Origin of the sequence: Xenorhabdus bovienii, from assembly GCF_024721015.1 — a bacterium.
Classification (GTDB): Bacteria; Pseudomonadota; Gammaproteobacteria; order Enterobacterales; family Enterobacteriaceae; genus Xenorhabdus; species Xenorhabdus bovienii.
Genome location: NZ_JANAIF010000339.1, coordinates 1 through 411, shown reverse-complemented (window position 1 = coordinate 411; position 411 = coordinate 1). Strand labels below are relative to the sequence as shown.

Genomic DNA, 411 nt, shown 5'->3' with positions numbered 1-411 from the left:
TCACCATCTCACTAATGGAACGGCTGTTTTGCATATCAACCCCGTGAAAATGTAAGTTGATGATGTAACGGTCGTCCGGCTTATTGCCGTTACCCGCTCTGGCCGGTGTCACGGGAACCGGGATGCCACTTAATGTCGGCAGCATCGGCTGTAACTTGTCCGTCAGGCGACTAAGCAATGACGGTTGCTGTAAGCGGGGTTCCTGATATATGCCCTCAATCGGGATCACGGGTGGGCGGTTTTTAAAGACAATATCGCCTAACTTATTGGGATCAGTCTGTGCCGCTGCATGGCCCGCCGCTTCTACCGATTCAGTGCCTTTGTTACCTTTTTTCTTGTTTTTGCCCGACCCATAGACCATTGGCCCAAAGTCAGGTAACGCGGGCGTATCGACTTTCGGCTTATTTTCCC

The 411-nt window shown here is 51.6% G+C and carries 1 pseudogene; it reads right to left on the bottom strand.

The window, feature by feature from the left end:
• Nucleotides 1–411, bottom strand: a pseudogene (locus tag NXS07_RS20880) (hypothetical protein); the annotation flags it as partial.